This window comes from Butyricimonas sp. Marseille-P2440 (genome assembly GCF_900091675.1).
Classification (GTDB): Bacteria; Bacteroidota; Bacteroidia; order Bacteroidales; family Marinifilaceae; genus Butyricimonas; species Butyricimonas synergistica.
Window position 1 is genome coordinate 1 of record NZ_LT594610.1, and the last position, 24,437, is coordinate 24,437.

The following is a 24,437-nucleotide window of genomic DNA, read 5'->3' on the forward strand; positions in this document are numbered from 1 at the left end:
CATCTAGGGTCGTCGTAGACGACGACGTTGATAGGCCACAGGTGTAAAGCCGGCGACGGCAAAGCCGAGTGGTACTAATCACCCGATAGTTGACGTTCGGTGGGTGAGATGATTCGATTAACGTTCCGGTCACTTGTCAAAACAAGTTTGACAAGTGTAATTGAAAATTGACAGTTGAGAATTGAAAATGGTGAAATGTCACCAGGATCAAGATGCAACGTTAGGTTTTCAAGGCATGAATAAATAACGAACTTTAAAGATATTTGTCACTGTGGCAAGAGTGCCACGCTGGAGTGACGGGAGTTGAAAGATAGACGTTAATTGGGAATTCATTTTCAATTTTCCACTTTCAATTTTCAATTTTATTAAACGGTGTCTATAGCGACGGTGATCCACCTCTTCCCATCCCGAACAGAGAAGTTAAGCCCGTTAGCGCCGATGGTACTGCCGAAAGGTGGGAGAGTAGGTCGATGCCAAATTTCCAAATCACTGGTATTTTTTAGCAGTGATTTATGGCGAGGTAGCTCAGCTGGTTAGAGCGCATGATTCATAATCATGAGGTCGGCGGTTCAAGCCCGCCTCTCGCTACAAAGTAAAGTTAGTGCTAAAAGGATCTCCGAGAAATCGGAGATCTTTTTTTTATTTTTATTTTGGTATTGACTTTGCTGAAAAATAAATGCTTGTTACATGAAAAGTGCGATTGTTTATCCCTTATTCTGCAATGGTGACTTCTAGTCCTCGTTCTCTTAATTCGTCTAAAATCTTGGGTTGAATATGACTATCGGTAATGATATGTTCCACTGCATCCAGCTCGCAAATTTTTCCGAAACCTCTGCGTCTGAATTTCGAAGAGTCTGCAAGGACTACGGTTTTTTGAGCGGCTTTCATCATGACTTGATTGAGGTTGGCTTCCATCATGTTGGTTGTGGATAGACCATATTCCAAATCGATACCATCGACTCCCATAAACAATTTACTACAAGAAAAATTTTCCAGCATTTTCTCTGCGTAGCTTCCCACGACAGATACAGAACTATTCCGCACGAGTCCACCCAATTGAATAATGTCGATATCTTTATTGCAAGCAAGTATATGCGTCACATTAATAGCAGAAGTAATTACGGTAAGATGCCCTTGGGGGTTGATCTGACGAGCTAGGGCGTGCATTGTGGTTCCGGAGGCAATGATAATGGAATCGTCGGGCGTGATTAAATTCGCTGCTTGCATTCCAATAAGACGTTTTTCTTCGGTATATAATTTTTCTTTTTCATTGACATGCCGGTCATTGATGTAAGGATTGATCAATATAGCACTCCCGTGAGTACGGTATAACATTTTTTTCTCCTCAAGCAGTGTAAGATCTTTACGTATGGTTACGGAAGATACTTTTAGTTGATTAGCAAGATCAATAACAGAAACAGATCCCTGTTGCCGCAACAATTCGAGAATGTAACTGTGTCTTTCGCTCAAAGATAATGTTTTCATTTCTTTCCGATTATCAATAATACTCTCAATGATTTACGCACACATATAAATAATAGTTTGTCCTTATAAAAGGATATGACTAAGATAGTAATTTATTTTAAATGAATATTGCCTATTTCTAAAAAAAAAGAAACTTTTACAGTCTATTTCCGTAAATGATTTCGATACCAAAGATGGTCAAATTCAGCTCTGTCGAATTGACTGATACCAATAGCAAGAAAAGGATAGTTGTCTTAATATAGTGATTTACGTGCATATACGCATGATAGATCGGATAGTTTTTCGTAGAGAGAATTGATTGTTTGTTGAAGTATAATAGATTGTAAAACAAATAAATAACTGCGTTATGAACCGAGAGGATATGTTGAATAAAGTTCAAGAATCCGGTAAGGTATGGGATATGGTTGTAGTAGGAGGTGGAGCCACGGGTTTAGGTGTTGCCGTTGATGCTGCAACACGAGGATATAGTGTCGTCCTGCTTGAAATGGCGGACTTTGCAAAAAGTACTTCAAGTAGAAGTACAAAATTGGTACACGGTGGTGTACGTTATCTACAAAAAGGTGATGTTGCTTTGGTGTTGGAGGCATTGAGAGAGAGGGGAAGAATGAAAGCGAACGCTCCGCATCTGGTAAAAGATCAGGCATTTGTTATATCAAATTATACGTATTGGGATAATTTTCTTTATTTCTGCGGATTGACTTTTTATGATTTACTATCATTTGGCTTCGGGTACGGAAGAAGCCGGTTTATTTCGTCCAAAAAGGTGATGGAATATTTGCCGACATCCGTGAAGAAAGGGTTGAAGGGAGGAATCGTGTATCATGACGGGCAATTCGATGACTCGAGGATGGCAATAAATCTTGCACAGACTTGTGTCGAGAATGGCGGAGTGGTATTGAATAAAGCGAAAGTGTCTGGTGTTGTACATGATAAGAATGGAAAGGTGGCAGGAGTAAAATTTGTGGATATAGAATCGGGCAAGGAAATGCAATTGGCTGCCAAAAGCGTGGTGAATGCTTGTGGTATTCTTGTCGACGATTTGATGGCAATGGATTCTCCGGGACATAGCAAGATGGTGACCCCTAGTCAAGGGGTTCATCTCGTGTTGGATATGAAGTTCTTGAAAAGTGATTACGCGATAATGGTGCCTAAGACAAGCGATGGGCGTGTACTATTTGCCGTGCCTTGGCATGATAAAGTTGTCGTGGGTACAACGGATATTATGCGTCCGGTACCGGAGATTGAACCGAAACCGTTGAAAGAGGAGATTGATTTTATCTTAAAGACCGCCTCTTTATACATGGATCCGGCTCCCACGTATGACGACATAGAATCTGTGTTCGCGGGACAACGTCCTTTGGCAGCCCCGAAGCACGAGGGCAAGAGTACGAAAGAGCTTTCCCGGGGACATAAGATTATTGTTTCGGATAATAATCTGGTCACTATCACGGGAGGAAAGTGGACTTCCTATCGGAAAATGGCAGAAGACACGGTGGATAAAGTAATCGCGCTTAAATTGCTGGAACCGAGAAAATGTATAACACAGAAATTCCATATCCACGGGTATCGTAAGAACCCGAACTTGAAGGATCATATGTACGTTTACGGGAGTGACCAGGATGCTATTTTGAAATTGATTGCTGATCATCCGGAGTACGGGGAGAAGCTCTCGGACAAATATGACTATACCGTGGCGGAGGTCGTATGGGCTGTTCGCCAAGAGATGGCGAGAGAGGTGGAGGACGTTTTGTCGCGGAGGGTTCGTTTGCTGTTTGTTGACGCGAGAGAAGCTATTAAAGCAGCTCCTAAAGTAGCGGAAGTGATGGCGAAAGAACTCGGGAAAGATCAGGCATGGATTGACGAGGAGGTAAAGGAATTTACCGAATTGGCTGAAAATTATATTGCGGCTAAGATCATTATTTGATCTTAGCTGATGTAAGAATCAATAATTTATAAAAACGAATATCATGTGGAGTTTTCTAAAACCTGAACCCCACAAACCTTTATTACCTAAAGAGAAGATCGACCCAACGTACAAGAGATTACGGTTGCAGGTCTTCCTCGGGATTTTTATCGGTTATGCGGGTTACTATCTTGTCAGAAAGAACTTTACTCTGGCAATGCCTTATTTGCAGGAATTGGGATTTGATAAAGGAGATTTGGGAGTAGCTCTTTCGGCAAATGCTATTGCTTACGGGTTATCGAAATTTTTGATGGGAGGTGTTTCTGACCGGAGTAGTGCCCGCAAATTTTTGCCTTTAGGTTTACTGTTGTCGGCTGTCGTTACTTTGTTTTTAGGAACGAGTGCCGGGGTGTCTTCTATTGCGGTGATGTTTATCACGCAGTTCTTGATCGGTTGGTTTCAAGGTATGGGCTGGCCTCCCTGCGGACGTGTGATGACTCATTGGTTCTCGCATAACGAACGCGGGACAAAAATGTCAATATGGAACGTGGCGCATAACGTGGGAGGAAGTTTGGTCGGGATCATGTTCTCGTTGGGACTGGTATGGTTTGGTTCGTGGCAGGCTGCCACGTTTGTTTTCCCGGCAGTTGTCGCCCTTGTTATTGCAGTGATAGCTCTCGTGCTAATCCGGGATACACCGCAGTCGGAGGGATTGCCGCCTATCGAGGAATATCGTAATGATTACCCGAAAAATTATAGTGCCAAGTCGGAAGAAGAATTGACGGCAAAGGAGATATTTTTTAAATATGTATTGAATAACAAGATATTATGGTATATAGCGATTGCTAATGCTTTTATTTATCTGGTGCGTTACGGGGTGTTGGACTGGGCTCCGACTTATTTGAAGGACGTGAAAGGGTATGACAGTAGCGCGATAGGTTGGATTTATTCGGCTTACGAGATTGCGGCAATCCCCGGGACGATTATTTGCGGTATCGTGAGTGACCACGTGTTCAAGGGACGACGTGCGCTCACCACGATGACTTATATGGTGTTGGTGGCTTTATTTGTATTTATATACTGGCAAACAAAAGATAATCTTGTGATGGATAGCATTTCTCTGATTGCTATCGGGTTCCTGATTTATGGACCCGTAATGTTAATCGGGGTACATGCCTTGGACCTTGCCCCAAAGAAAGCTGCCGGAACGGCTGCCGGGTTAACCGGTTTCTTCGGGTATTTTTTTGGAACGGCGCTTTTGGCGAATATCATGTTGGGATACGTGGTTGACAATTTAGGATGGGACTGGAGTTTTATCATCTTGTTGGCAGCGTGTGCTCTTGCATTTATATTCACCGCATTTACAGTGAAAGAGGAACAATATTTAGTGAAAGGAGAAAACAAACATTAACCGCTCTAAAATTCAAAAACTATGATCAAAAAGTTTTTTCATGCAGCAATGGCATGCGGGCTATTGGCTTTAGTCATGTCGTGTGAAGACCAAAAATTCAACAACATCAATGTTGACGTGGATCGGGTGGATCTCGATCATCTCACGGAGGACATGATAAAAGTTCGGGATTACGTGCCGGAGTATGCTGTTGTTGCTCACCGGGGATCGACTTTCTGGGCGCCGGAGGAGACAGAGGCAGCCTATCGTTGGGCAAGGGAAATCGGAGCTGATTACCTGGAATGTGATATGCAAGTGTCGAAGGACGGGGTTGTGCTTGCTTTGCACGATGACAACTTGAAACGCACGACAAATATCGAAAATGTATTCGGAGAAACGTTGCCGTTCGATATACGCAAAGCGTATTACCAGAAAATCGGGTACACGGAAACTGAGGCTGATTCACTCACCCGGGTGGATGCGAAGAATTTCGTGCCGAATCTGCCGGCTTATTACACTTACGAAGAATTGTCCATGCTGGATGCAGGAACGTGGTTTAACGAAACGAGTATCGAACAGGCACGCCCGGCTTATTCGACAGTGCACCAGTACGTGTCTACGCTGGAAGACCTTGTTAATTTTGCCCGTGGCAAAATATTGAAGAGGAACGGTGGAGAACGTGTTTTCACGATAGGGCAGAAAACCGGGAAGAAGATCAAGAGTTTGAGTGGAACGGCTGATTTGATTGAATATACTTTCGAGTATGAGGCAGATCCGGAAGACTCGGGACACAGACCGGGTATCTATATCGAGTTCAAGGAACCGTGGTTGAATCCGACCGGGTTTGAAGAATTGGTTTATAATGAGCTGGATCGTTTGGATATGAATATTATCACCAAGCCGGAGGCAGAAGGTACGCCTTTTTACGTGAATGGTAAGGTGAACACGGGTAACACGAACGGGAAAGTGATTTTACAAACCTTCTCTTTGGAGAGTTTGGTGCGTGTTGCCGAACATTTCAAGGGACAGGTGCCGATGTGTTTCTTGTTGTGGAAAGGAACGGGGGCGACGGATCTGACGTATGATGACCCGCTAGGGTATGCTTCGTTTATTAATCTGGGCGTGAAGTACAAGGCTCATTTTATCGGTCCGTGTATTGCCGGAGCCCCGAATGATTACCCGGAGTTGAATAACCCATGGCAGAATTACTTGATTCACAAGGCGGGTATGAAGAATCATCCTTATTCTTTTGACACGTATGACCAGATGGCAAAGTATTTCGGGCAATATAATTTCGGCGTAGAGATCGACGGAAAGTATAAAGCTCCTTACTTGGATGCATTATTCACGAATCATTCCGATATGAGTATCAATTACATGATTACGCAGGGATGGAGAAAGAGTCCGGCATCACAGGAGTTGGTGGATGCGAGAGTTGTGTTAGAAAGATTAGGATACTAAATCATCATTAAAATGCAGATCAGTATGAAAAGATATATATTATTTCCCGTGATGTTCGTGGCTCTCGTGATGTCATCTCATGGGGTAAAAGCCCAGGTCGAGGATGTACTCAATCCCTTGCTGCAATATATAAATAAGGAGAATGGACTTCGGTTTACCGCGGGAGCCCGTCTGTTTGCCGATGTTGCTTATTACCATTCGGAATATACCCCGATGAAGTCCGGTGCGGCGATTACCGATGCCCGTATTCGTACTTCGTTGACGTATAAACAATTCTATTTTTATGCCGATTTCGATTTCTCGAAGGGAAAATTCACTCAAAAGAATATTTTCGTTCGTTATAATTTCTGTGAGTCGCCGTTCGGGATTCATAGTTTGAGAGCCGGGTATTTCAATGAACCGTCAAGCATGAGCCTGAATGCCAGCTTGTATAATTATCATTTTATTGCACGTGCAGCTCCCGCGATGGCATTGTCTGCCGGACGTGGTCTGGGTATCACTTACAAGTATTATGATGCCCGTTTCTTTGCAGACCAAGGTATTTTTGCCGAGAACAAGTATAATGACCAGATATCCGGGTTCCAAGGGGTGAGCCTTAGCGGGCGTTGGTTATACAAACCGATTAATGACGAGGATGTTACTTTACATATCGGGGCTACTTTCCATTATGGTAGAACGAACACGGGGATGGTTGTAGATAATGTTTTCCGGACAAACATGGAGCTGGAGTCGAATATGCAGACTTACGTGGATGCGACGACTAAATTTTTGCATGCCGATGTGCCCTGGGCGAAAAACACGATTACTTTCGGACCGGAGGTGTTGGTGAAGTCTAATTATTGGTTCTTCAGAGGGGAGTATATTTACAAGCGTATTTACAAGAAAAGGAATGACCGGGAGCTTTTTGAGAACCAGTTGGGTGGCGTATGGAGTTGGACGACGCAGGAGTCATGGTTAGCCGGAAATCCGATAAGAAGTTCCAAATTTCAAGGTGCTTACGCGGAGATGGGGTATTTAATCCGGGGAAACGGGTACGAGTATGATGACGAGTACGGTTTGCTGGGTGGATGTAATAATAAAGGCGATTTGGAGGTTGTTGCACGTTACAGTTATACCGAGTTGAATGATATTAATAAAGGCGATTTTTTCTTGATCGGTAAACATGTGTTCTATCCGGATGGAGTAGTTTCCGACTACCCGCCTATCTCGACCAGTATCGGGGGAGGACGTTTGCATACCGCCACGGTAGGAATTAACTACACTTTTAGTCCCTATATAAAGGTGATGGGAGAATACCAGTATAGTAACTTGAAAAATGTGTATTATCCTCTGGATAAGAATTTTCATCAGCTACAAGCACGTTTGATGGTATCGTTTTAACGTTCCATTTTATAAGAATCTATGCGAGGGGATACGTTTTTAACGTTTCCCCTTGTCTATTTTTCTTGCATTTTTAATTCCGTTTCATTATTTTTGAGTTTTTAAAACACACAAAACACTAATCTAGCGGGAAAACTATGAGAAGAATTACTTTACTCTTGGTGGCGGTAGTTGCCGTGTCTAAGATTGCGGTAGGTCAAGTTGATGTGAGTGCGATAAACAAACCTATCGAATTGTTGCAGGAAGCAAATAAGGACATTGAAAACGGGGATTATCAGGATGCCGTGCAAAAGTTAATTGCGGCAAATCGGCTTAATCCAAATTTGAGAGCGGTTTATTTATCGTTGAATGTTGCTTGTTCGCATACGAATCAACTTACGCTGCTGAAAGAATATTTGATTAAGGGAAAGAAGATATTCGAGGAAGATGACGAGTTGTGTTATTATTTGGGGAATCTTTACCAGAATCAGAAGAAATACGCGGAGGCTGTGAAAGAGTATACGCTGGCGATACAGTATTCAAAGAAAAACGGGGAGGATTACGAGTTGGTGTATGCTTATTATCTGAACCGAGGGAATTGTTACCTGAAACAGAACGAGTACGCTAAATCTATTCCGGATTACACGTATTCGCTAAAGCTAAACAAAGATAACGGGGCTATCTACGCGAATCGGGGTATCGCTTATTTCCAAACGGGTAAACGGAAAGAGGCATGTGTCGACTGGCGGAAGGCGAAAAGCCTTGGGGTAACTAGCGTGAATGCATATATCAATAGATATTGCAGGTAACGTTTAATCGTCGGGTTTTCTAAAATATTGAAATAAAGGGGCTGAATGCCCCTTTACTATTTAAATATATCGATTAGTGATGTGAGGTTGCTGGTGAAAAGTTTTACAGAAATAGCGAGAAGAATAATCCCGAGGAATTTGCGTAATATATATACACCGCCTTTCCCGAATACTTTCTCGACCAGCGTGACATTCTTTAATACGAAATAGACCACAATAATGTTTAACGTCAGGGCTATAATAATGTTTATTATATGATATTCTGCCCGCAGGGACAACAAGGTCGTGAGTGTTCCTGCCCCGACAATCAAGGGAAAAACGAGGGGAACGATGGATGCCGTGCCGGAAGGACTGTCATTCTTGAAAATGGGTATTCCGAATATCATTTCCACGGCAAGCACGAAAATCACAAGAGAACCCGCTACGGCAAAAGAGGATATATCCACGCTGAACAGGTTTAACAGTTTATCGCCGAGGTAAAGGAATGCGATCAAAATAACAAAGGAGGCTAAAGCGGCTTTCATGGCACTGATCGTATGACCTTTCTTTTGAATATCAATGATGATTGGAACTGCTCCCGTAATATCAATAACGGCGAAAAGTACCATGAATGCACTTGCTAATTCTTGTATGCTAAACTCTGAAAAACTCATAACAAAAAGGTTGGTTTATTCTCAATTAATGTTGTAAATTTGTCTGCAAAGATACGGAAACAGGCGGTGTTATCAAAATGAATTATAATAATACGGAAAAGCTATGGTTTACACGAAATTAATAATAGAAAAGCAAGAGAATATTTGTACGGTGAAGATCAATAATCCTGAAGCGTTGAATGCGCTTAACTCAATTATATTGAAAGAGTTGGATGTTGCTTTTACCGAGATTGGAGAGGACGATAGTATCGATGTGGTTATTTTGACGGGAGAGGGACGTTCCTTTGTTGCCGGAGCGGATATTTCACAAATGAGCACGATGAATGCCGTTGAAGGAAAAGCGTTTGGAGAATTGGGGGCTGCTGTTTTTAGAAAGATCGAACTGTTGAACAAAGTTGTTATTGCAGCCGTGAATGGTTTTGCGTTGGGTGGCGGTTGTGAGTTAGCCATGGCTTGTGATATTCGTATTGCCTCCGTGAAAGCAAAATTCGGGCAACCGGAAGTGGGATTGGGAATAACACCGGGATTCTCGGGCACGCAACGTCTGTCCCGTATCGTGGGGTTAGGCAAGGCAAAAGAATTAATTTACACGGCGGATGTAATTGTTGCCGAAGAGGCGTATCGTATCGGCTTGGTAAATAAAGTGGTGGCACCCGAGGCATTGATGGACGAGAGTATGGCGATGGCAAAGAAGATTGCGTCCAAGGCTCCGCTTGCCGTCCGTTATGCTAAAGAAGCGATTAACCGGGGCGTGGAAACCGATATTGAAACCGGAATTTCTATTGAAACTGATTTATTCGGGCTTTGTTTCTCGACAGAAGATCAGAAAGAGGGGATGCAGGCTTTTTTGAATAAGAGGAATGCTAACTTTAAGAAAAGATAGTGATAATATTTTTTAATAAATGAATTTTAGATAACATGAAAATTTGCGTTGTAGGAACAGGCACAATGGGTAATGGAATTGCCCAAACTTTCGCGCAAGCCGGACATGATGTCCTGCTGAAAGGTCGTTCAGAAGCATCTCTCGGCAAAGCTCACAAGGCGATCGAGAAAAGTCTATCCAAACTGGTGGAAAAAGGCAAGATGGAAGCTGCCGAGAAAGAGGCAATCACGGCTCGTATCAAAGATACGATGGATTACGGGGATTGTAAGGATGTCGATTTAGTGATCGAAGGGGTTGCAGAGGATATGGCAACTAAGGTTGAAATATTCAAAACGTTAGATGCTATTTGCAAACCGGAGGCTATCTTGGCAACGAATACTTCTTCACTTTCCATTACAGAGATTGGGGCTGCAACAAACCGTCCGGACAAAGTGATCGGAATGCATTTTTTTAATCCGGTTCCTATGATGAAATTGGTAGAGGTGATTAGCGGGCAATTGACATCCCGGGAAACTCATGACCGGGTGATGGCTATCGCTTCTGAGGTTGGAAAAACACCCGTGAGCGTTAACGAGGCTCCGGGATTCGTCGTGAATCGTATTCTGATCCCGATGATTAATGAGGGAATCGGCATTTATGCCGATGGCGTGGCTTCCAAAGAAGAGATTGACGAGGCTATGAAATTGGGTGCCAACCATCCGATGGGACCTTTGGCTTTAGGTGATTTGATCGGTTTGGATGTGTGCTTGGCTATCATGGAAGTTTTGTTCCATGAGTTTGGAGATTCTAAATATCGTCCGCATCCGCTATTGCGGAAAATGGTACGTGCCAACCTGTTGGGACGTAAAACCGGAATCGGTTTTTACGATTATCGTAAATAATTGGGTTTGTAGATTGCTGGTTGCAAATTGTAATATGAAAGCGATGGTGTTCAACGTGAACGTCCATCGCTTTCGTTTGTTTATTGTCCCAGGCGGATAGGTGAACGTTTTACCGGATGTGGATCGTCGGGGACTTCTTTGGTTTTGTACGAGTTGAAACGGAATGTTAATCCGATCCAGTAAGCATGCGTGGCTTCTTTGCTATAATTTTTAATAGGATTCTGTTTCCTAGTAGAACGAATGTTCCATTCTGAAGTATCGAAGACATCTGTAACGGAGAAACTAAGTTGGAGTCTATCCTTGAGAAAACCTTGGCGGAGGGATAAATCAAAAAAATAGTCTTCTTTCAATTTGAATTGTGGAATTTTCGAGGGAGATCGGTAGCAGAAATTTGCTTGAAATTCCGTGTATTTATGAGGAGTTAATGCTAGTCTGATGTCGCCAATCCAGCAGAAAGCATCGGAATGAAGATTTATGCCCTCGAACTTGCCGGACGTGTGCGTGTGTGTAAAAGAAAATGCTGGGGTTACAGATACCCACGAGGAAAGTTCGAGAGGAATTTCAACATCCAATCCAATTTTATTTTGCATGGTACCGTTCGTGTAACTTAGCACGAGTTTGTCATCCGTGGCGAACGTGTATACCGGGGAGATGAATTTCTCGGTTGCCTCGAAGTAAAGGGTTGTGAGTACTTGAGCCTGTTTGCCGGAGTACAAGTGGGTGATCTCCGAACGGTTCGTGATTTCCTGACGTAATGCCGGGTTGCCTTGCTCTGTTGTTATGCGGTCGATATATGTCATGGACGGGTTTAGTTGTATATAATCCGGTCGGAAGGCTCGTCGGGTAAAGTGAAAGGCTAGTTCTTGATTCTCTGACAAGTTATATTTGACGGTCAGTAACGGGTAGAGATAGAAGCGGTTGCTGTTTTTCTTTTGATCGGTTAAGGAAAATGTTGATCGATTCAAATCGAAGGCTGCCTGTAAACCTATTTCGTGGAAAAGACGTTTTCCGGCTTCCAGCTTTCCTTCGCCAGATAGCATTTTTAGATAATTCATTTGCACGCGGGTATATTGTGGTGATTCTTTATTTCTTGATATATGGGCAATTAGGTTATTCACGTGGTATTTGGAGGGACAGATGTGCTTCGTGTACGAGAAAATTCCGTTCACGGATAATTCGTGTCTGTTTTGCTCGAACACGTGCTTGTAAGCCAACGTGCTTTCAAATATTTTTTTGTCAGAAACAGTTCTATTGTGTTCATTGTTATTTATATCTTGATTCGTGGTAATTTTTGGAAGGTGTATTTTGAAATCCCAAAGGAATGAATTGTGGACAGAGGGACGTAGATATAATTGCAGATTTATCAAATGGCTCAAATGGTGTTGCTCTGTTTCTATGGTTTGAAATATCGTGTTATTTTGAAAATGTCGGGACAGTTCACTACTGGTTTCAATTCGGTCTGAATGAACAGAATAGTCCATGTACAGATCGTAGTTTTTTCGGTTATACCCTAGATTGATATTACTCGTGAAGTTGTTCGAGAAATCGTAATTCAACGAAACCGATCCGCTGAAAGTATTTTTTGTTTTTTTGTTGTCCTCTTGTCCTTGAATTTCAGAGCACACGCATAATGTCAAGAAAGAGAAAATGAGTTGGAAGCCCTTCTTCTTCATAATGTATTCAGTTTGTTGTTTACGTGGATATGACAAGAGTATCCTTGAATTCCTTGCGTTTGCTTGTGTGTTTTTCTATAAAATGAAAATATGTATTTCGTGTTTTTGTAAAACGCAAATAAATATTTTCCGCGAACTTACTTTGGTACAAGGCGTCAGTTTATAATTCGATGTTATGATATTAGGTGTTTCGTGTGAGATAAATGCCCTTGAATAGTCACCATTTTCTAAGTTTCTGCTAATACTTTTGTGGTGTCCAAAAAAGAGATAATAATGTGGAATAATTAGTAGGAAAATCTGGAATTCTCTTGACTGGATTATACGGAAGTGTGGTGTGTGAGATTTGAACAAAATCCATCTTCCCGAAAAAGACAGCTTTTATATACTGTACCTGTTTAAGGATGGTATGTGAAACACATGGTAAAAACGTCGATTCCTGATAAAAAAGGTTAGTGCGCGAAGCGCATTCGGACGGTTTTAATGAATGAAATACACGAGAGGATAACATGTCGGATAGAGATAGAAAATTGCACTGGTTTGCGGCATACACGAAGACAAATCAGGAATTGACAATCAAAAAGAGATTGGATGGGTTGGAGGTGGAGAACTATCTGGCAATACGGGAAGAGATACGGGAAACAGCTTCCGGCAAAAAGGACGTGAGGGTGATCTTAATACCACATCTAATATTTATCAGGACAGATCAAAGTACTGCTTTTTCGTTGATTAATGAGCAAGGTGTGAGTGTCATTTATTTAAAAAATCCCGAGACTCGTCATTCTTTAATCGTTCCCGACAAGCAAATGCGTGATTTCATGTTTTTGCTTGATTTTTCGGAGAGTACGGTGGAAGTGATTAATGAAGAATTAAAACGAGGGGATCGAGTACGAGTAATCAAGGGACCTTTAGCCGGGTTGGAAGGCGAATTAATACGCATTAAAGGTCATAAAAGAGTCATTGTTCGGTTGGAAGGTGTGGTTTCAATAGCGACCTCGTATATTCCGGGGTCATTCTTAGAGAAAATAGGATAATAAATGGATACGAAAGTATTTAAGGATTTATACCGGAAGGTATGGAATACGCGTGTGAAAGATTTTCCCGTGTCTTCCTTGTCGAGCCTGCTGCATGGTTATTTGGCGGTATACTCGATGGTACGTGTTTATCCTTGGCTGGAGGATAATTACGGTTCCCGTTGGAAAATACATGAACGGGTGCGAGAAATAGCAAGAGTCCTCTCTCTCTTGGTTGAGAACGCTTCCATTCCCACGGGGGAACGAGTCGGGTATGTGGCTGATTTAATGAATGCTTACTTGACGTACTCAGATATGAATATTCTGGATAAAGCCTTGGACGGTGCTTATGAAATTCTGTGGTTACTGGAAAATAAAGACGAGGCGGCAGCCTCCTGTCGTTCCGCAGAAATGTGCCGGATGTTATGTAGTTGTTTTTATTTCATGAACGAGAAGAAGTATGTAGAATGGGCATGGCACATTATTGATGGATGGGACGAAGAGAAAAATACGATAAGTATGGAGGAGAGATGGAAAAGAAATCGGGCTAAGGATTTATACTATAATACGGTGGGAAACGATAAAATGAATGAAAGTGCTTTGTCTTTTGGGAAAATTGCCGCGAGAGAGAAGTCTGATGATTATGCCGTTCTGACTTTGTGGTTTGATGTCCTTGCTACTTGCGAATACGAAAAAATGAGATTGAATTCTTAAATATTTTTTATGAAAGGAATTGTATTAGCCGGAGGATCCGGAACACGTTTGTATCCTATCACCAAGGGGGTAAGTAAGCAATTGTTGCCGGTATATGATAAACCGATGATCTATTACCCGGTATCTGTATTAATGTTGGCTGATATACGTGAGATTCTGATTATTTCAACCCCACAGGATTTACCTGCTTTCAAACGATTGTTGGGTAATGGGGATGATTATGGCGTCCGGTTTGAATACGCGGAGCAACCGAGTCCGGATGGTCTGGCGCAAGCTTTTATTATCGGAGAGGAATTTATCGGGGATGATAGTGCTTGTCTGGTGTTGGGAGATAATATATTTTATGGTAGTTTCTTTACAAAACTCTTGTCAGAAGCCGTGAAAGCGGCAGAACAGGAAAATAAAGCCACGGTTTTCGGTTATTGGGTTTCCGATCCGGAACGTTACGGCGTGGCTGAATTTGATAAGACGGGAAACGTGTTGTCGATAGAAGAGAAACCACGAGAACCGAAGTCAAACTATGCGGTTGTGGGATTGTATTTTTATCCGAATCAGGTTGTGAAGGTGGCTAAAAACATAAAACCATCAGCCCGGGGTGAATTGGAGATCACGACAGTCAATCAGGAGTTTCTTAAAGATAAAGCACTGAAAGTTCAATTATTAGGACGTGGTTTTGCGTGGCTGGATACGGGGACTCATGAGTCTTTGGCAGAAGCATCTACTTTTGTTGAGGTCATCGAGAAACGCCAGGGGCTGAAGATTGCTTGTCTGGAAGCGATTGCTTATCGGAAGGGATGGATTATAAAGGAGAATCTCATTAAATATGCTAGGATCATTTCTAACAATCCGTATGGAAAATATTTATTACGGATTGCGGAAGAATAAGAGCATAAAAATGATGTACTAAATACAATGGCTACTAGATCGATTTTAGGTGCTTCTTTTGTTTTTTTTGAAATAGGGGTGCTCGTTTTTGTTTTCATGTCAATGAATATGTCATTAACGTGGCCTTTGGCAAGAATTTCTATTACTTTATTTACTTTTATAACAACGTGTTTCTTTTTATTTGTACAAAAAAGAGGTGTTTTTAAAGTGACTACATCAGGGATTAATCTTTGTGTGTTTTTGGGGATATTATGTTTGTACCAACTATCATTTTGTGTACAGTTCAATTTAGATTCCATATCTCGCTATATCTGTACTTTTTTAGTCGGTTCTGTGATTATTGTTTCAACGTTAAAGATTAAGATCAAATTATTGGAGATTTTTTCAAAATCTCTGGGTGTCCTTTTGAGTGTTTCTCTTGTTGGCTGGGTATTGTTCTTGTCGGGAGTGCCCTTGCCTCATTATACGACTTATGATGGAGTCTTTTATACCCATACGAATTACTATTTCTTTTTATCGGATGGCTATACAGAAGAATTAGTACCACGTTTTATGGGGATGTTTCAAGAACCTGGACATTTGGGTACTACTTGTGTTTTTTTGTTGTTCGTGAATCGTTTTAATCTGAAACGGTGGGATTGTATGATTATGTTCATAAGTATTCTATTCTCGTTATCGTTGGCTGCATACGGTTTATTAATAGGTGGAATGATATTGCATATGCTAATTTATTCTCGGCATAAAATTATTTATACTACATTGTTAGTAACCGTTTTAGCAGGCAGTGCGATTTTTGCGATAAGCGTAGATAGAGGAGATAATGTTGTAAATCAGATGATCGTGTCTCGGCTTGAGATTACGGATGATGGTGATATTGCTGGTAATAATCGATATGCAGAGTTTTTCAGGTATCGTTATTCTAGATTTATAGAGTCAAAAGATCGATATTTTGGCATTGGGAATATGTATGAAAATCTGGCTCGTCGTTGGTGGAATAATTCTGCCGGTTGGCGGCGTTTACTGGTGACGAACGGGATTGTGGGGACCGTGTTGGTTTTGTTATTTTATATCTTCGTATTACGAAAGAATTATTCTCGGGCAGGATTGGCTTTATTTATTTTGTATGTGGTTGCTAATATGATAAGAGATCATGTAATGAAAGAATATTGGCTTTATATTTATTTAATGGCGATCCCGATATTAGCGGCATATACGGCAAATAAAAAGGGGACCTTGAATGGCTGATTCTTTAAAAAATAAGACTGTTAAAGGGGTCGCTTGGAGTTTAACTGATAACCTGGCAAATCAAGGAATTACTTTTTTGGTGGGGTTGGTGTTAGCTCGATTATTGACGCCAACGGAATATGGGGTTATTGGAATAATCATGATTTTTATAGCAGTATTTAACAGTATTGTGGATAGTGGTTTTTCGAGTGCATTAATCAGGAAGACAAATACAACCCATACAGATTATAATACCGTGTTTTTATTCAATATCGTGTTGAGTATTCTTTTATATGTCGTGATATATATAGGGGCACCAGCCATAGCACATTTTTTCAATAATGATTCATTGATTATACTTACGCGAGTAATGGGGATTGTTGTAATAATTAATGGGTTGGGATTGATACAAAAAACAATATTGACCAAAAATATTGATTTTAAAACACAAACCAAAATATCATGTATATCTTCAATAACAAGCGGGATCGTTGGTATTGTGATGGCTGTAAAAGATTTTGGTGTTTGGAGTTTAGTTGCACAACAAATTTCAAGACAGATTCTTTTTACCATATTTTTATGGATTTATAGTAGAGAATGGTTTCCCCGTTTTGAATTTTCCATACAAAGTTTTAAACAGCTTTTTAGTTTTGGGTCAAAGGTTCTTGTCGTTGGGCTTATACATACAATTTGGGAAGAAATATATCAATTTGTTATCGGAAAATGCTATAGCCCGGCTACATTGGGGCAATTTACGCGAGCGAATCAATTTCGAACAATATTTTCCCGAAATTTTGCCAGTGTTATTCAAAGAGTGAGTTATCCAGTACTTAGTTCGATCGAGAATGATCCTGAAAGATTAAGAGATGGGTTTCGTCGTATCGTGAAAGTTACAACCTTAATTGCATTTACTTGTATGCTAGGTTTGGGGGCTGCATCTTATCAAGTTATTTTGGTTTTGATCGGAGAGAAATGGTTGATAGCTGCTTCTTTTTTACAAATCATCTGTTTTTCAGGCATGCTTAATCCACAACAGATGTTGAATAACAATTTATTGCAAGTTCAAGGTAAATCAGGTCTATTATTACGGTTAGAGATTGTCAAAAGAATATTTGCGGCGATTCCGGTATTATTCGGTATATTTATAAATATAGAATGGATGTTGTGGGGAAGCGTATTTACCAATTTGTTATGTCTTTGTTTAAGTGGATTTTATGCAGGAAAAGCCATTCATTATTCTTTATCGGATCAGTTTAAAGATGTATTACCTGCTTTTTTGATTGCTTTGTTCATGGGGGGAGTTGTTTGGGCAATATCTTTTATTTCTTGGACTAATTATCTTTTATTGCCCGTGCAAATAATTTCTGGTGGTATTGTGGTCATTTCACTTTGTGAGTTATTCAAATTGGAAGAATACTATGAAATTAAACATATAGCTTTGAGTTTAAAGGAGAAAATTAGTTATGGAAAATAAAGAGAAGATTACTGTGACCTCTCCCTTGTTACCAAATCTGCAAGAGTTTACAGCTTGTTTAAATGAAATCTGGGATTCTAAATGGATTACGAATAACGGAGATTTTCATAAACGGCTAGAAGAATTGTTATGCGAGTATTTGGGTGTTCAATATATTAGTTTATTTACAAACGGAACATTACCGTTGATGACGGCTTTGCAAGCATTACGTATTACGGGGGAGGTAATTACAACACCTTATAGTTTTGTGGCTACGACACATTCTTTATGGTGGAACGGAATAAAACCGGTTTTCGTTGATGTCGATCCTCGGAATGGTAATCTTGATCCGGATAAGATAGAAGCAGCTATATCTCCGAAAACTACAGCTATTATGCCTGTTCATGTGTATGGAAATCCTTGTGATACGGAAAAGATAAAGTCGATAGCTGATAAATACGGTCTAAAAGTAATATATGATGCAGCCCATGCTTTTGGTGTTACAGTGGATGGTAAATCCATTCTGGAAGCGGGGGATATGTCTACATTAAGTTTTCATGCGACGAAAGTTTTTAATACGATAGAGGGTGGAGCTCTTATATGTCATGATGAAATGACAAAGAAGCGTATAGATTATCTTAAGAATTTTGGATTTGCCGGGGAAACAGAAGTGGTAGCTCCCGGTATTAATAGTAAAATGGATGAGGTTCGTGCTGCTTATGGCATTTTGAATTTAAGACAAGTCGAGCAAGCTATTGGTTTGCGTTGTGAGGTTGCAGGGTGGTATAAAGAAGTATTGAAAGATGTAAGAGGAATTACTTACTTTGAGGATCTACCTGGTGTCCTACACAATTATGCTTATTTCCCCATTTTTGTGGATGCCGAAAAGTACGGGATGACACGTGATGATCTTTATTTTAAAATGAAAGGGCTAGGTATACTGGGGCGGCGATATTTTTATCCTTTAATTAGCACATTTTCGACTTATAGAGGACTGGAATCTTCTTCGGCAGACAGGCTTCCTGTGGCAACCAATTTAGCTGATAGTGTTATCTGCTTGCCTATACACCATAATCTTTCTCGACATGATGTCGAGCGAGTTCTTTCAGTCATTAGACGCTAAATGAACAACATATGAAAAATAAGTTACTCTTCTTTTTACGTAAAGTATATTTCCGTGTTCGAGTTTATCCTCGTCAAGTGAAACATTTAAAGAATTATACTTCCCAATATTATGGGAAAACTTATTTCCCTGATTCGGAACATAAATCTGAGCGGGAAATCTTTAATGAACAAAAAAAATATATACGGAAATACGGTCGCATGAACGAATATTATTATCTGTATGGTTTTGATGTGAAGGGTTTGCGGAATCAAGAAGAATATCTCGATTATGGGGTGTATATGCATAGGCGGGATTATCTAAATAATCATCCTTCGAAAGATATCTATAGTTATACGGGTATTTTACGTGATAAATTCTATTTCGCCATTTTTATGGAACAGCTAGGGTTCCCGGTACCAGGCACGATTGGCCTATATGACAAAGGAGATGTGTTCGTGTTTGCCTCAAAATGTAATGTGAATATTGCCGATGTCTTAAAGAATGGAATGGAATTGATGTTCAAGCCGCTAGATGGGATTGGCGGCGTGGGAATATATGCTATATCCATGACAGATGGTAAATTGTATTATGCCGGGAATAAAATTTCTATGGATGAATTAATGGAAATGCTTTCTTCTCAGCGCTTTTTTATACAAGAAAGAATAAATAACCAACACTCGAAAGTGGCGGAATTATATCCGAATGCGGTAAACTCTTTACGGATAACGACTGTTCGGGATTTGAAGAGTGGGAATATTGAATTAATGGGATGTATGTTTTTGATGGGAGCACGCGAGGCAGTGGTTTCTAACTGGCATTATGGTGGCGTAATTATAAATGTAAATGACCAGGGATATTTTGATAAATATGGTTACTCTCTTTACGAAGGGCGAATAGATAAACATCCTGATACAGGAGTCCCTTTTGACGGATTCCAAGTTCCTTTTTTTGATATGGCAATGAAAGAAGCTATTAGATGCCATCAGTTGTTTTACGGTGTTCATAGTGTTGGTTGGGATTTTGCCATAACAAAAGATGGAGTATTATTTATAGAAGGTAATGATAATTGGGGAATGGCAGCTCATCAAATGGTATCGGGCGGATTAAAGAAAAAGTTTGAAAAGTATTATTTTAAATGATGGATTGTAATACGGTTATTTTGAATAATGGGGTTGAAATGCCTATAATCGGATTAGGAACGCATACCTTAAGTGGGATAAAAATGTACAAAAGTGTAAAGCATGCTTATCGTGCTGGGTATCGTAATTTTGACACAGCCTGGTTGTACAAAAATGAATCTTCTTTGGCCTGGTCATTAAAATTTCTGGGAATCGAGAGAAAGGATATTTTCATTACCTCAAAATTAGAATGGAAACAATTAGTTGATAATAATCTGAAAGGAGAGCAGGTAAAATCCGTGAAGACATGTTTTGAAAGTACTTTACGCAGATTGAAAACTGATTATATTGATTTGTATTTGATTCATTGGCCTAATCCCAAGTATTATTTATATATGTGGGAGGAGATGATTAAACTGTATGAAGAAGGGTATATCCGCGCTATTGGAGTTTCTTCTTTTTTAGAACCACATTTAGAAAAATTGAAAACGATATCGGATGTAATCCCAATGGTAAATCAGATCGAGATGCATCCATTAAATAATCGATTTGATTTGGTTAAATATTGCAACGAAAATGAAATTCAAATAGAAGCACATTCTCCTTTTGCTAGGGGAGCTTCTGCGGCAGAGTTGATGTGTCATCCCGTATTATTGGATATTGCCAGATATCATAATAGATCGGTTGCGCAAGTTATTTTGCGTTGGATTATTCAGCAAGGTTGTGTCACCATTCCTCGGTCAAAAAATCCCGAAAGGTTAGTACAAAATATACATATTTTCGATTTTGAGTTATCCGAGGAAGAGATGACTAAAATATATTCTTTAAATCAGGATAGATTTTTTGGTAGTGATCCGAGAAAAACTTTGGCATATCTATAATCATGGATAGACAACAACAAGTTTGTTTGACTTTTACTGGAGATATTCTTTGTTCTGAGATGCAAAATAAAGTATCAAGAATAGGAGAAGATTGTTATGTTTATGATTCGATATTTGCCGGTATTCGTGATTTGTTTATTCAGGCGGATTATGTTTGTGGCAGTTTAGAGACGCCATTGGCTGGTAAAGAATTAGGTTATTCTGAAAGTGCGATAAATTTTAATACGCCGGATTCTTTTGCTGAAGCTCTGAAAAAAGTTGGGATCAATATGGTTACTACATCAAACAATCATTGTTTGGACAGGGGAATAATAGGACTCAAAAGAACAATAAAGGTCTTGGATGAATTTGGACTTGAGCATATCGGTACTTATTTGACCCGGGAAGATAGCGAACATATTTTAATAAAAGATTTCGATGGTCTGAAAGTGTCATTTCTATCATACACTTATGGAACAAATTCGCGATCTAATAAACATTTTTTGGAGGGAGAGGATATCTATCTTGTAGATTTATTCAGAAGGCAAGATCGGCTGGTAGTTCAGAAGATATCTTTTATCAAAAAATGCATTAGGAAAATCAAAAGAAAATTATTTTCCTCTAAAGACGTGAAAAGATCCAAAATCGTATTGGATAATGTCCCTTCAACGGAAATCACGAATTCTGATAACCAATTTTACGTGAAAAGATTAAGGTCTAAAATTTCTAAGGCGAAAGAATTATCAGATATTGTTGTCTTATGTATGCATGGAGGCGGGCAATTTAATTTCAGGGAAGGTCCGGGAGAGTACACGAAATATTTAATGCAGACAGCTTTAGATGCGGGAGTAAATATTGTTATCGGAAATCATACCCACTGTGTATTACCGGCAGAATGGTATGACAATCAGACATTGGGTGTCTATTCTCTTGGTAATTTTTGCTTTACTCCAAGGGACGGATATTACGTGGATGGTGTGTATGCTGATTATTCTGTGGTTCTAAATATCTACTTGGACAAGGTCAATAAATGCCTTGGGAAAGTAACATTCTTTGTGACGAAATCTGTGCGTGCCGAGGATAACGGGTGTGTTGTAAAGTTGGTGTATGATCTATTTCAAAGTGAGCCAGATGAGGAACAAAAACGTATTTTGCAACAAGATAATTTAGCTGTAATTTCCCGTTTTATCAACAAAGAATTACAAGAACTGCCAGTCGAAAGGGAATATGATTTTTGTTTATTAACAAATAAAGAAGAAAAATTGTGCCTGTAATTTTAATTTCAAATATGGTTGATAAACAACCACTGGAGATCATACAAAGTGTAATTCCGCAAGGTTTTGACGTGTTATTTCTTTCCGAAGGAACTCGTGAAGAATTGCTTGACAAAGTTCCATGGGCCGATTATATCTTGGCAAGCGGGCGATTAACAATTGATGCGGGAGTGATCGAGAACGCTCGAAAATTGAAAATGATACAGCGTACAGGTGTTGGCTTGGATAGTATTGATATTAGAAAGCTTCAGGAAAAAAGAATTCCATTATATGTAAACAAGGGGGTGAACTCCGATAGTGTGGCAGAACATACCGTTCTATTGATTTTAGCTATGCTGAAACGTCTGGTGGATATTAATAAAGAACTAAAGGATGGCATCTGGGTGAAACAGGCTAATGGAATAAAGAATAGAGAAATAAAAGGGCGTGATGTCGGACTTGTCGGGCTTGGGAGTATAGGGCGTAAATGCGCACAAATTTTAAGGGTATTTGGAGCAAATATTTATTATTATGATATAAATCGTTTGTCTGTTGACGAGGAAAAAGCAATGGGTTTGAGGTATTTGCCATTTAATTCATTAGTAAGTTCTATGGATATTATTTCTTTACATTGTGCGCTAACCGAGGAAACGACTCATTTATTTTCAGCAGAAGAGTTTCTGGCAATGAAAGATACCGCTTTTATAATCAATACCGCAAGAGGTAAATTAATAGATGAGAAAGCACTATATGCGGCATTGGTTTCCGGTACAATTTCTGGTGCCGGATTGGATGTGTTTGAACAGGAACCTTTGAATTCGGGTAATGTTCTTTTAAAACTGGATAATGTTCTGGTTACGCCTCATATCGGGGGAATTACTCGTGATTCCTATACAGGTATGATAAGAGAAGCTATGAATAATATTTCACTTTTCGAGCAAGGAAGATTGGAGGAAATTGAGGAACATAGATGGAAAATATAACAGATCGTTTTATTGATATCTTGTATCGTCTGTCGAGGCAAGATATAGATGCAAGAACATATAAACATGCAAAATATGTCTTGTTGGATTATTTAGGAACGGCTATTTATGGCTCTGGTATGCTTCGTAAACACATGGAAGCATATTTATATAATTTCCAAGATGGAATAGATCGGGCTACGGTTATGGGAATGCCTCATAAATACATGCCTTATCATGCTGCATTGTTGAATGGGATGGCTGCACATGCGACTGAATTTGATGATGGTTGCCGTTTCGGGATGATACATTTGGCTGCACCGATTATCCCTGCTGTTTTTGCTGCCTCAGAGAATGCTTCTATTTCTGGAAAATATTTATTGAAAGGGATCATTTTGGGGTATGAGGCGGCAATAAGATTATCTCGTTCCATTCAACCATATCATAAGAAAAAAGGATATCACACGACTGCCACTTGTGGATGTATCGGTGCCGCAATTGGGGTTGCGGTAGCTTTAGGTTGTGATAAGAAAGAGCTAAAAAGAGTTTTATCAGTAGCTGTTACAAATTCTTCCGGGGTATTGGAAATTCAAGAAGATGCCTCCGAGTTGAAAGGTTTTAATGCTGGAATGGCGGCTGCTAATGGATTGATGGCTGCTTATATTGGGAAATCAGGATTGGCTGCACCCGATGATGCCTTGGGCGGAAAGAGAGGTTTTTTGGCTGTTATGTCTGATCGTTATTGTGATGAGGATAAACTATTGGCTGTGGAAGATGAATATTTAATACATAAAATATATTTAAAGCCATACGTGTCTTGCAGGCATTGCCATCCCATTGTAGAAGGAGGAATTCAAATAGCAGTGGAAGAACATTTGAATTCGGATTGTATAAAAGAAATATTGGTTTATACATATCAGTTGGCAGTGAAAGGACATGAACACAAAGAGATAAAAAATACTAGTTCTGCCAAGTTGAGTATCCCCTTTTGCCTGGCTATATCTGTTTTAAGAAAAAAGTGTGGAACTGAGGAATTCCAGGAAAAATGGATAAACGACAAGGAAGTTATTAGCCTTATAGACAAAATAACTGTACTTGAGGATCCGGAGTTAACACGGGTTTCATCTGAGAGGCGATCCGCCAGGGTCGTGATTGTCTTGGATAATGGGATCAAATATGAACGAACGGTCGAATATCCTCTGGGAGAACCTGAAAATCCGATGACAGAAGAGGAGATAAAATCAAAGTTTATAACATTGGCAAAAGCATCTGTCGATACAGAAAGAGTTATAGAGTCAGTTTTTAAAATAGAGATGGAGTTTGCGACTCTCGTGGAAAATTTGTAAAGAATATCAA

Annotated in this window: 21 protein-coding genes, 1 tRNA gene and 2 rRNA genes; 21 read left to right on the top strand and 3 right to left on the bottom strand. The window is 40.0% G+C overall.

Annotation, left to right across the window (positions count from 1 at the left end; genetic code table 11):
- From BN8899_RS20955 to BN8899_RS11015, 3 genes are all read left to right on the top strand, one after another.
- Positions 1-97 (top strand): 23S ribosomal RNA (locus BN8899_RS20955); the annotation flags it as partial.
- A gap of 271 nt (positions 98-368) precedes the next feature.
- Positions 369-479: ribosomal RNA gene (gene rrf, locus BN8899_RS11010) — 5S ribosomal RNA — on the top strand.
- A gap of 35 nt (positions 480-514) precedes the next feature.
- Positions 515-588: transfer RNA gene (locus BN8899_RS11015), tRNA-Met, on the top strand.
- A gap of 123 nt (positions 589-711) precedes the next feature.
- Here BN8899_RS11015 and BN8899_RS11020 read toward each other — a convergent pair.
- The gene (locus tag BN8899_RS11020) at positions 712-1,485 is read right to left on the bottom strand and encodes a DeoR/GlpR family DNA-binding transcription regulator (protein WP_065219474.1); all 774 of its coding nucleotides are present in this window, start codon (positions 1,483-1,485) and stop codon (positions 712-714) included.
- 346 nt (positions 1,486-1,831) lie between these two features.
- Between BN8899_RS11020 and BN8899_RS11025 the strand changes: the two genes are divergently transcribed.
- From BN8899_RS11025 to BN8899_RS11045, 5 genes are all read left to right on the top strand, one after another.
- Entirely contained in the window at positions 1,832-3,409 is a 1,578-nt protein-coding gene (locus BN8899_RS11025; protein ID WP_018337474.1) for a glycerol-3-phosphate dehydrogenase/oxidase, read from the top strand.
- Positions 3,410-3,452: 43 nt separating this feature from the next.
- Positions 3,453-4,799, top strand: coding sequence for a glycerol-3-phosphate transporter (gene glpT / locus BN8899_RS11030; protein WP_065219475.1), 1,347 nt, complete (start codon positions 3,453-3,455; stop codon positions 4,797-4,799).
- Positions 4,800-4,820: 21 nt separating this feature from the next.
- Entirely contained in the window at positions 4,821-6,239 is a 1,419-nt protein-coding gene (locus tag BN8899_RS11035; RefSeq protein WP_065219476.1) for a glycerophosphodiester phosphodiesterase family protein, read from the top strand.
- A gap of 24 nt (positions 6,240-6,263) precedes the next feature.
- Entirely contained in the window at positions 6,264-7,619 is a 1,356-nt protein-coding gene (locus BN8899_RS11040) for a histidine kinase (RefSeq protein WP_065219477.1), read from the top strand.
- A 137-nt stretch (positions 7,620-7,756) separates the two neighbouring features.
- Positions 7,757-8,407: a tetratricopeptide repeat protein gene (locus BN8899_RS11045; protein WP_018337470.1), complete on the top strand. Its 651-nt coding sequence runs from the start codon at positions 7,757-7,759 to the stop codon at positions 8,405-8,407.
- A gap of 56 nt (positions 8,408-8,463) precedes the next feature.
- Here BN8899_RS11045 and BN8899_RS11050 read toward each other — a convergent pair whose 3' ends face one another.
- Positions 8,464-9,060, bottom strand: a complete 597-nt coding sequence (locus tag BN8899_RS11050; protein ID WP_018337469.1) for a MarC family protein — start codon at positions 9,058-9,060, stop codon at positions 8,464-8,466.
- A 103-nt stretch (positions 9,061-9,163) separates the two neighbouring features.
- Here BN8899_RS11050 and BN8899_RS11055 point away from each other — a divergent pair, with 103 nt between their 5' ends.
- Both BN8899_RS11055 and BN8899_RS11060 read left to right on the top strand, forming a co-directional pair.
- Positions 9,164-9,943 (top strand): short-chain-enoyl-CoA hydratase, encoded by a 780-nt coding sequence (locus tag BN8899_RS11055; RefSeq protein WP_065219478.1) that lies wholly within the window; start codon positions 9,164-9,166, stop codon positions 9,941-9,943.
- A gap of 35 nt (positions 9,944-9,978) precedes the next feature.
- The gene (locus tag BN8899_RS11060) at positions 9,979-10,824 is read left to right on the top strand and encodes a 3-hydroxybutyryl-CoA dehydrogenase (RefSeq protein ID WP_065219479.1); all 846 of its coding nucleotides are present in this window, start codon (positions 9,979-9,981) and stop codon (positions 10,822-10,824) included.
- 80 nt (positions 10,825-10,904) lie between these two features.
- Here BN8899_RS11060 and BN8899_RS11065 read toward each other — a convergent pair whose 3' ends face one another.
- Complete coding sequence (locus BN8899_RS11065) at positions 10,905-12,497, bottom strand: outer membrane beta-barrel protein (RefSeq protein ID WP_065219480.1); 1,593 nt, start codon at positions 12,495-12,497, stop codon at positions 10,905-10,907.
- Positions 12,498-13,003: 506 nt separating this feature from the next.
- Here BN8899_RS11065 and BN8899_RS11070 point away from each other — a divergent pair.
- The 11 genes from BN8899_RS11070 to BN8899_RS11120 are packed head-to-tail and all read left to right on the top strand — an operon-like array spanning position 13,004 to position 24,427.
- The gene (locus BN8899_RS11070; protein ID WP_065219481.1) at positions 13,004-13,528 is read left to right on the top strand and encodes a UpxY family transcription antiterminator; all 525 of its coding nucleotides are present in this window, start codon (positions 13,004-13,006) and stop codon (positions 13,526-13,528) included.
- Positions 13,529-13,531: 3 nt separating this feature from the next.
- The gene (locus tag BN8899_RS11075) at positions 13,532-14,221 is read left to right on the top strand and encodes a hypothetical protein (protein ID WP_065219482.1); all 690 of its coding nucleotides are present in this window, start codon (positions 13,532-13,534) and stop codon (positions 14,219-14,221) included.
- A 9-nt stretch (positions 14,222-14,230) separates the two neighbouring features.
- Positions 14,231-15,106 (top strand): glucose-1-phosphate thymidylyltransferase RfbA, encoded by an 876-nt coding sequence (rfbA, locus tag BN8899_RS11080; RefSeq protein WP_065219483.1) that lies wholly within the window; start codon positions 14,231-14,233, stop codon positions 15,104-15,106.
- 27 nt (positions 15,107-15,133) lie between these two features.
- Positions 15,134-16,351: a hypothetical protein gene (locus BN8899_RS11085; protein WP_065219484.1), complete on the top strand. Its 1,218-nt coding sequence runs from the start codon at positions 15,134-15,136 to the stop codon at positions 16,349-16,351.
- Positions 16,344-17,804 (top strand): lipopolysaccharide biosynthesis protein, encoded by a 1,461-nt coding sequence (locus tag BN8899_RS11090; protein ID WP_018337461.1) that lies wholly within the window; start codon positions 16,344-16,346, stop codon positions 17,802-17,804. The genes BN8899_RS11085 and BN8899_RS11090 overlap by 8 nt, the downstream gene beginning before the upstream one ends.
- The gene (locus BN8899_RS11095; RefSeq protein WP_018337460.1) at positions 17,794-18,906 is read left to right on the top strand and encodes a DegT/DnrJ/EryC1/StrS family aminotransferase; all 1,113 of its coding nucleotides are present in this window, start codon (positions 17,794-17,796) and stop codon (positions 18,904-18,906) included. Before BN8899_RS11090 ends, BN8899_RS11095 begins: the two co-directional genes overlap by 11 nt.
- A gap of 11 nt (positions 18,907-18,917) precedes the next feature.
- Positions 18,918-20,027, top strand: coding sequence for a sugar-transfer associated ATP-grasp domain-containing protein (locus tag BN8899_RS11100; protein WP_065219485.1), 1,110 nt, complete (start codon positions 18,918-18,920; stop codon positions 20,025-20,027).
- Entirely contained in the window at positions 20,024-20,887 is an 864-nt protein-coding gene (locus BN8899_RS11105; RefSeq protein ID WP_018337458.1) for an aldo/keto reductase, read from the top strand. The genes BN8899_RS11100 and BN8899_RS11105 overlap by 4 nt, the downstream gene beginning before the upstream one ends.
- Positions 20,888-20,889: 2 nt before the next feature.
- Positions 20,890-22,140, top strand: a complete 1,251-nt coding sequence (locus BN8899_RS11110) for a CapA family protein (RefSeq protein ID WP_065219486.1) — start codon at positions 20,890-20,892, stop codon at positions 22,138-22,140.
- A complete protein-coding gene (locus BN8899_RS11115; protein WP_065219487.1) occupies positions 22,131-23,102 on the top strand; it encodes a 2-hydroxyacid dehydrogenase in 972 nt (323 codons plus the stop codon). The genes BN8899_RS11110 and BN8899_RS11115 overlap by 10 nt, the downstream gene beginning before the upstream one ends.
- The gene (locus tag BN8899_RS11120; RefSeq protein WP_065219488.1) at positions 23,090-24,427 is read left to right on the top strand and encodes an MmgE/PrpD family protein; all 1,338 of its coding nucleotides are present in this window, start codon (positions 23,090-23,092) and stop codon (positions 24,425-24,427) included. The genes BN8899_RS11115 and BN8899_RS11120 overlap by 13 nt, the downstream gene beginning before the upstream one ends.
- Positions 24,428-24,437 lie beyond the last annotated feature (10 nt).